At 68.7% G+C, this 7,288-nt stretch carries 6 protein-coding genes and 1 pseudogene; 5 read left to right on the top strand and 2 right to left on the bottom strand.

From position 1 onward, the window contains the following. Positions 1 to 369, top strand: a pseudogene (locus ACXJKG_RS17700) (class I SAM-dependent methyltransferase); the annotation flags it as partial. A 1-nt stretch (position 370) separates the two neighbouring features. Here ACXJKG_RS17700 and ACXJKG_RS17695 read toward each other — a convergent pair. Further along, complete coding sequence (locus ACXJKG_RS17695; RefSeq protein WP_456847056.1) at positions 371 to 1,039, bottom strand: hemerythrin domain-containing protein; 669 nt, start codon at positions 1,037 to 1,039, stop codon at positions 371 to 373. 68 nt (positions 1,040 to 1,107) lie between these two features. Between ACXJKG_RS17695 and ACXJKG_RS17690 the strand changes: the two genes are divergently transcribed. After that, on the top strand, positions 1,108 to 1,662 hold the full coding sequence (locus ACXJKG_RS17690; protein WP_456847055.1) for a CGNR zinc finger domain-containing protein: 555 nt from the start codon (positions 1,108 to 1,110) through the stop codon (positions 1,660 to 1,662). Positions 1,663 to 1,723: 61 nt separating this feature from the next. Here the strand turns inward: ACXJKG_RS17690 and ACXJKG_RS17685 are convergent, their stop codons facing one another. Further along, positions 1,724 to 2,188, bottom strand: coding sequence for a nitroreductase family deazaflavin-dependent oxidoreductase (locus ACXJKG_RS17685; RefSeq protein ID WP_456847054.1), 465 nt, complete (start codon positions 2,186 to 2,188; stop codon positions 1,724 to 1,726). Between the two features lie 344 nt (positions 2,189 to 2,532). Here ACXJKG_RS17685 and ACXJKG_RS17680 point away from each other — a divergent pair, with 344 nt between their 5' ends. From ACXJKG_RS17680 to ACXJKG_RS17670, 3 genes are all read left to right on the top strand, one after another. Beyond that, positions 2,533 to 4,395 carry an ABC transporter family substrate-binding protein gene (locus ACXJKG_RS17680; RefSeq protein ID WP_456847053.1) on the top strand — a complete coding sequence of 621 codons (1,863 nt, stop codon included), beginning with the start codon at positions 2,533 to 2,535 and terminating at the stop codon, positions 4,393 to 4,395. A 218-nt stretch (positions 4,396 to 4,613) separates the two neighbouring features. Beyond that, entirely contained in the window at positions 4,614 to 6,140 is a 1,527-nt protein-coding gene (locus ACXJKG_RS17675) for an ABC transporter permease (protein ID WP_456847052.1), read from the top strand. Beyond that, a complete protein-coding gene (locus ACXJKG_RS17670; RefSeq protein ID WP_456847051.1) occupies positions 6,137 to 7,222 on the top strand; it encodes an ABC transporter permease in 1,086 nt (361 codons plus the stop codon). Before ACXJKG_RS17675 ends, ACXJKG_RS17670 begins: the two co-directional genes overlap by 4 nt. Positions 7,223 to 7,288: the final 66 nt, after the last annotated feature.

Below are 7,288 nucleotides of genomic sequence, written 5' to 3'. Positions count from 1 at the left end.
CTCGAGGGCGTGCGCGGCGCCGTCGTGCCTGGCGGCCACCTGGTCTTCGAGACCCGCGTCCCCGAGGTCGCGGCGTGGCGGGGCTGGACGCGGGAGGCGACCTACGAGGCGACCGACGTCCCCGGCGTCGGGCTGGTCGAGACATGGGTCGAGGTCACGGGGGTCGTCGGCGAGCTCGTGACGTTCCGCGCGTCCTACGTCTTCGCCTCGGACGGGGCGGTGCTCACCTCGGACTCGACCCTGCGGTTCCGTGATCGCGCGACCGTCGAGCGCTCCCTCGACCGGGCGGGCTTCGACGTGGTCGACGTCCGCGAGGCGCCGGACCGTCCGGGCCGCGAGATGGTGTTCGTGGCCCGACGACGCGGCTGAGTCACGCCCCGTAGACCCGGGCCCGGTGCGCGGCGAACTGCCGTCTGCCGACCAGCCGCCACAGCACCCGGGCCGGCGCCGGGAGGTTGGTGCGCAGCCAGCCAGACTGCTCGCCGGCGGGGACGACCTCGAGGATCCAGCCGAGCTGCAGGAACATCCGGTCCTTCGGGATCGCCGCCATGCCGTGCTCGTGCAGCAGGTCCCACTCGCGCTGGGACATCACGGTCGACGCCATGGGCAGGATCTGCGTCTCCTCCTGCCCGAGGTGTTCCAGGAGGGTGTCGCGGACCTCGTCGAGCAGTGCGGCGACTGCATCCCGCTCGGTCGCGCCGGCGCCGGCCTCCCAGGCGGCCATCAGCCCGTCGAGCCGCTCGAGCTGCTGAGCCGTGGCCGAGTGCTGGGCCCGCATGAGACCGACGTGCAGGGCGCAGGACGGCGCGCGCTGCTCGAGGGTGTCCCACAGCAGCAGGTCCTCGCCCTGGTGGTGGCGGTGCAGGGCGCCCGCGAGCTCGCGCACGTGCCCGGCGACACGGCCCATCCGACCGATGTCGGAGTCCCGGACGCCCCGCACCAGTACGGGAGCGTCGGTGAAGGCCCGCCGGAACAGGGCGTGGATCGTCAGCATGTCCGAGGTGTCGCAGCCGGGCTTCTCGGTCGTGGCGGTCGTCATGGGTTCCTCGTCTCTCGGAATCGTGCGTCACTAGCAAAACCACTACGATGGTGACGACTATCGTGGCTATGTGTAGGCGACGTCAATGCAGCTTCGACGCCCAGGAGGTAGCCGTTCCCGAGATCACCCGCCCCGACCCGCTCCTGGCATGGGTCTCCCTGGGTGCCGAGCCGGGCATCGCACCGGGCGCCCTCGAGCGCGTCCGTGCTCTGCTCAACACAGACGACCGGTTCCACGGGGTCGACCACCTGGCGGGTACCGGCCAGCTCCCGCTGCGCGACCTCCGCGACGCACTGCGCCACTACCTCGTGACAGGGGACGCGGTCGCGCTCGGCGCGCTCGCCGCGACGCACCCCCTGGTCGTGACATTCGACGACGGAGCCGTCCGCCTGACACCCGCGGGTGGCGGCGGGCTCGTCGCGGATCTTCTCGCCGACGTGCACAGGGCGCACGCGGCGGGGGAGTGGCCGCGGCTCAAGGCGTGCGCCAACCCCGACTGCCAGTGGATCTACTACGACGGGTCGCGGAACCGCTCGGGCCGTTGGTGCTCGATGAACGAGTGCGGCGACGTCATGAAGGCCCGCGCGTACCGTCGGCGCTCGCGAGGCGCGCCCTCGGCGTGAGCCAGGCGTTCGCGAGCGTCGGGGCCCGATCCGTGGGGGTGGCGCTCGCGGGTGGTGGCTCTCAGGCCGGCGCGAGCCGGAAGACGCGCAGCTCGCGTCCGGCGCGGGCGGCGTAGTCGTCGTACCCCGGCCACACGTCCAGCAGGGCGGGCAGCAGGCGGGCGCGTTCGTCGTCGTCGGCCAACGTCGCGACGACGGGCGTGGTCACGCCGCCGATCGTCACGGTCGCGGCGGGCGTCGCCAGCAGGTTGCCCGACCACGCGGGGTGGTGCTCCTGCCCCCAGTTCGAACCGATAAGCACCCAGCCGTCACCGTCGACGGCGTACAGCAGGACGGCCTCGCGCGGCTCGCCGGACTTGCGACCGGTCGTCGTGAGGATGAGCTGGGGGAGGGTCGGGCGCCCGAGGACGCTCAGGCGGCCGGCGGTGGCCTTCTGCAGGCGACGGTCCACACCCGACGTCACGCGGCCGATCCTCGCGAACCAGCGGGTGCGTCCCAGGCGGCGTACCGTCGCGGTGAAAGTCATCGCACGATTGTCGCCGGTCGCCACCCGTGATCGAGGCCATCGGGTCGCGCGAGCGCCATAGCAGATGACCGGGGCGGGAGCGGCAGTTTTTGCCGCGCGCCACCCTTCTGGTGGTGCTTCGGACACGTGAACCGGATGTTTCCGCGGTGTGTCCATCTCACATGTCGGACGTACCCGCCAGTATCAATCACGTAACGATCGTCACACGACTTGGCTGCTGTCCGATTTGTCGGCCAGGGCATGACTAACGTATCGGCAACCCCTGGCGGGCTCTGTGCTCGTGTGCGCCGTGACCATCGACGCATGCGTGACCGGCGGGGTCCACCACCGCTTCAGGAGGAACATTGAAGATCAACCGGAAGGCCGCGACCGGCGCGGTCGCCACGCTGAGCCTTCTCGCGCTCGCCGCGTGCAGCAGCGGCGACAACGGCGACAACACGGGCGATGACTCGGGTATCAACCAGGAGACCTCGGTCAACGTCGCGTGGGAGTCCCCGCTCAACGAGACCAACACGTCCTCGGTGAACGGCAACGCGACCCAGAACGCGAACATCACCTACCTGACGACCGAGTCGTTCAACTACTACGACCCGGACCTCAAGCTCCAGAAGAACACCGCGTTCGGCACGTACGAGAAGACCTCGGACGACCCGCTGACGGTGAAGTACACGCTGAGCGACGACGCGCAGTGGTCGGACGGCACCCCCGTCACCGCCGCGGACATGCTGCTCAACTGGGCCGGCACGTCGGGCGCGCTGAACACGGTCTCGCCGACCGAGACGGACGACGACGGCAACCCGATCTACGACGCGACGAAGGATGTCTACTTCGACGGCGTCACCCCGGGTGCGGCCTTCGTGACGCAGACGCCGACCATCTCCGATGACGGCAAGACGATCACCTACGTCTACGACAAGCCGTTCGGTGACTGGGAGCTCAACTTCACGTCCGCCACGGTCCCGGCGCACATCGCCGCCGAGGAGGCCCTCGGCATCGAGGACGCCACCGAGGCCACCGACGCCCTGGTCAAGGCCGTGCAGGACAAGGACAACGCGAGCCTGCTGAAGGTCGCGGAGTTCTGGAACCACGGCACCGAGTTCACCAAGATGCCGACGGACCCGAAGCTGCTCGTCGCCAACGGCCCGTACCTCATCACGGACTTCGTCGAGAACCAGTACCTGACGCTCAAGAAGAACGCCAAGTACAAGGGCGACCACGGCACCGGCCCGGACACCATCACGGTCCGCTACGTCTCCGACCCGATGGGTCAGGTCCAGGCGCTGCAGAACGGTGAGGTCGACCTCATCGGCCCGCAGGCCTCGGCTGACGTCCTGACGGCGCTCCAGGCGCTGCCGAGCGTCGAGATCGACAACGCGATCGAGGGCACCTACGAGCACGTCGACCTGGTGTTCGACAACGCCGGCCCGTTCGACCCCGCGACCTACGGTGGCGACGCCGCCAAGGCGCTGGCCGTCCGCAAGGCGTTCCTGACGGCCATGCCGCGCCAGGAGATCGTCGACAACCTGATCGTCCCGCTGAACCCCAAGGCCGAGGTCCGCAACTCGCAGATCCTCCTCCCGGGTTCGCCGAACTACGCCGACATGGTCGCCAACAACGGCTCGGCCGACTACCCGCTGAAGGCCGACCCGGCCAAGGCGGCTCAGATCCTCGCCGAGGCCGGCGTGGCCGGTCCGATCAACGTCCGTCTCGCGTTCAACGGTGACAACCCGCGCCGCGTCAACGAGCTCGCGCTCATGACGGAGTCCGAGGCTGCTGCCGGCTTCACGATGGTCGACGCCTCGGCGCCCGCCACCGAGTGGGGCACCAAGCTGGCCACGCAGCAGGACCAGTACGACGCGTCGCTGTTCGGGTGGCAGTCCAACTCCACCGCCGTCACCGAGTCGGACGCGAACTTCCGCACCGGTGGCGTGAACAACTACGGCCACTACAGCAACACCACGGTCGACGGTCTGTTCGACCAGCTCGCGGTCTCCACGGACCCCGACGAGCAGTACCAGCTCCAGCTGAAGGTCGAGCAGGAGCTGTGGAAGGACGCGTTCGGTACCACGATCTTCCAGTTCCCGGGCATCCACGCCTGGAGCTCGAAGCTCACGGGCCCGTCGCCCATCAGCATCAGCCCGACGATCTTCTACGGCTTCTGGGACTGGAAGGTCGCCGCGACGGCGTCTCCTTCCGCCAGCAGCTGAGTGATCCGCTGATCTGACCGCGTGGGGGCGGGGGAGCCGAGAGGCTCCGCCGCCCCCATCGCGTGTGCTTACACTTCGACGCGCCAGACCGAGCAACGATGCTCGGGAATCCCCACCCGCTCGCCGCCCCACCCGGGCTTCGGGCGGCCCTGCACGTACTGCCCGCGTAGACTTCGGCGGCCGGTGCGCAACTCCTCAACCGTGAGGTTCCACGTTCCATGCTCTCCTTCCTGTGGCGACGAACACKMGCCGGACTGGCGACGCTGTTCGTCTCGACGTTCGCCATGTACCTGCTCGTCTCTGCGTCCATGGACCCGTTCCAGGACCTGCGGCAGTCGACCGCGCCGAACAAGGCGCAGCTGATCGCCGACCGGATCGTGCTGCTCGACCTGAACACACCGGTCGTGATCCGCTACTTCAAGTGGCTGGGCGACCTGCTCCACGGCGATCTCGGTATCGCGTGGGTGAGCGGTCAGTCCGTCTCGAGCCTCCTGCAGGGCGCGATCCTGTCGACGCTGCAGCTGGTCACCGCCGCCACCGTGCTGGCCGTGATCTTCGGTGTGGCCGTCGGCATCGTGAGCGCGCTGCGGCAGTACAGCTCGTTCGACTACCTCATCATCTTCGTGTCGTTCCTCCTGTACTCGCTGCCGGCCTTCTGGGTCGCGGTGCTGCTCAAGCAGTGGGGCGCCATCGGCTTCAACGACTTCCTCGCGGACCCCGTCATCTCGTGGGCCGTCATCATCTTCATCGGCCTGCTGTTCGGCCTGCTGTGGAGCCTGGCCATCGGCGGTGACGTCAAGCAGCGGCTGGTCACCTTCGCCATCAGCGCCGGCGCGACGATCGCGATGTTCGCCTACCTCCAGCTCACCGACTGGTGGACCTCGCCGAACATCAACCCGTTCCTGCTCGCGGTCCTGGGCACGGCGACGGCTCTGGCGGTCACCACGCTGTCCACGGGTCTGAAGAACCGTCGCGCGCTGGGCGCCTCGCTGACCGTCGTCGCGATCGGCCTCTTCCTGTACCTGCCCCTGCGGGTGTTCTTCAAGAACGTGGACGAGTCCTGGCTGCTGATGCTCGGGCTGGCGCTCATCACCATCGCGGTCGGCATCGGAGTCGGCTACGCGTGGGGCGGTCCCGACCGCGGGGTCTCGGCACGGACCGCGGCGCTCACCGCCTTCATCATCGCGGGCATGATCTTCGTCGACCGCGTCATGGCCGTCTGGCCGGCGTACAACGCCGCGCCGTCCATCGGTGGTCGCCCGATCGCGACGATCGGTGACCGCACCCCGAACCTGGGCRGCAACTTCTGGGTGCAGACGCTCGACACGTTCACGCACCTGGTGCTGCCGACGATCGCGCTGCTGCTCATCGGCTTCGCCGCGTACACCCGGTACTCGCGGGCCAGCATGCTCGAGGTGATGAACCAGGACTACATCCGCACGGCGCGGTCCAAGGGCCTGCCGGAGCGGACGGTCATCATGCGGCACGGCTTCCGCAACACGCTGATCCCGCTGGCGAYGGTCGTCCCGATCGACATCATCACCCTGCTGSGTGGCGCGATCATCACGGAGAGGGTGTTCGCCCGGCCAGGCATGGGCACGCTGTTCCTGCACTCCCTGACGCAGGCCGAGATCGATCCCGTGATGGCGTACCTGCTGATCGTCGCCGCGCTCGCGATCATCGCGAACATCGTCGCCGACCTGATCTACGCCGCCCTCGACCCGCGAATTCGGGTGAACGCATGAGCACCGACATGAACAACACGCCCGGCGGCCCGAACGACGGACAGATCGACACCGTCGAGAACGCGATCGAGCTGCGCGAGGTCGAAGGCCTCTCGCAGGGTCAGATCGTCCGTCGCCGGTTCCTGCGGCACCGCGGTGCCATGGTCGCCGCCGTCGTCCTCATCGGTGTCGTCCTCCTCGCGGTGACCTCCATCGGCGTCGGCGGGTGGACCGGCTGGTGGCAGTGGAAGCCGAACACCCCGCTCCCCGTGATCAACGGCGGCCACCCGACCATCCAGCGCCCCAGCTGGCTCGGCGGCGACGGCGGCATCTGGTTCATCTGGGGTGACCACCCGTTCGGGCAGGACGAGATCGGGCGCGACGTGTTCGCCCGCGTCATGCGCGGCACGCAGACCTCGCTGGTCATCATGGTGACGGTCGGCGTCATCGCGACCGTGGTCGGCATCGTCGTCGGCGCCCTCGCCGGCTTCATGCGCGGCCGCACCGACAACCTGCTGATGCGCATCACCGACCTGGTCATCACCATGCCGGTCATCGTCATCGGCGCGGTGCTCGGTCAGCTGGCCGGCGGCAACAACCCGATCATCTTCGGCGCGTTCCTCGGGCTCATCTCGTGGACCACGCTGGCGCGCCTGGTGCGTGGCGACTTCCTGACCCTGAGGGAGCGGGAGTTCGTCGACGCCGCCCGCGTCGCCGGTGCCAGCAACACGCGGATCATGTTCAAGCACATGATCCCGAACGCGATCGGCGTGATCATCGTCAACACGACGCTGCTCATGAGCTCCGCGATCCTGCTGGAGACGGCACTGTCCTACCTCGGCGTCGGCATCAAGTCGCCGGCGATCTCGCTCGGCCTGCTGATCAGCCAGTACCAGGAGGCGTTCACCACGCGTCCGTGGCTGTTCTGGTGGCCGGGTCTGTTCATCGTCGTGATCGCGCTGTGCATCAACTTCATCGGCGACGGTCTGCGCGACGCGTTCGACCCTCGGCAGAAGCGCATCCCGTCCGAGCGCAAGATGGCTCGCGCCGCTCGTGCCGCCGCACCGGTGGCCACGGGCAACGCCGGGATGGGCCCGGCGTGATGCTCTCAGCCGAGCGTGACCACGGCGAGGGCCGTGAGCGCGACGGTTCCCGCGATCGTCGACCAG

The organism is Cellulomonas sp. P5_C6 (assembly GCF_054049635.1).
Note: the sequence above shows the minus strand (reverse complement) of the source record. Positions and strands in the feature narration are given on the sequence as shown.

What these genes read in the sequence shown, in the direction of transcription:
- ACXJKG_RS17690 (WP_456847055.1), top strand. Translation starts at nt 1,108, where the DNA reads ATGTGTAGGCGACGTCAATGCAGCTTCGACGCCCAGGAGGTAGCCGTT.
- ACXJKG_RS17670 (WP_456847051.1), top strand. Translation starts at nt 6,137, where the DNA reads ATGAGCACCGACATGAACAACACGCCCGGCGGCCCGAACGACGGACAG.
- ACXJKG_RS17685 (WP_456847054.1), bottom strand. Translation starts at nt 2,188, where the DNA reads ATGACTTTCACCGCGACGGTACGCCGCCTGGGACGCACCCGCTGGTTC.
- ACXJKG_RS17695 (WP_456847056.1), bottom strand. Translation starts at nt 1,039, where the DNA reads ATGACGACCGCCACGACCGAGAAGCCCGGCTGCGACACCTCGGACATG.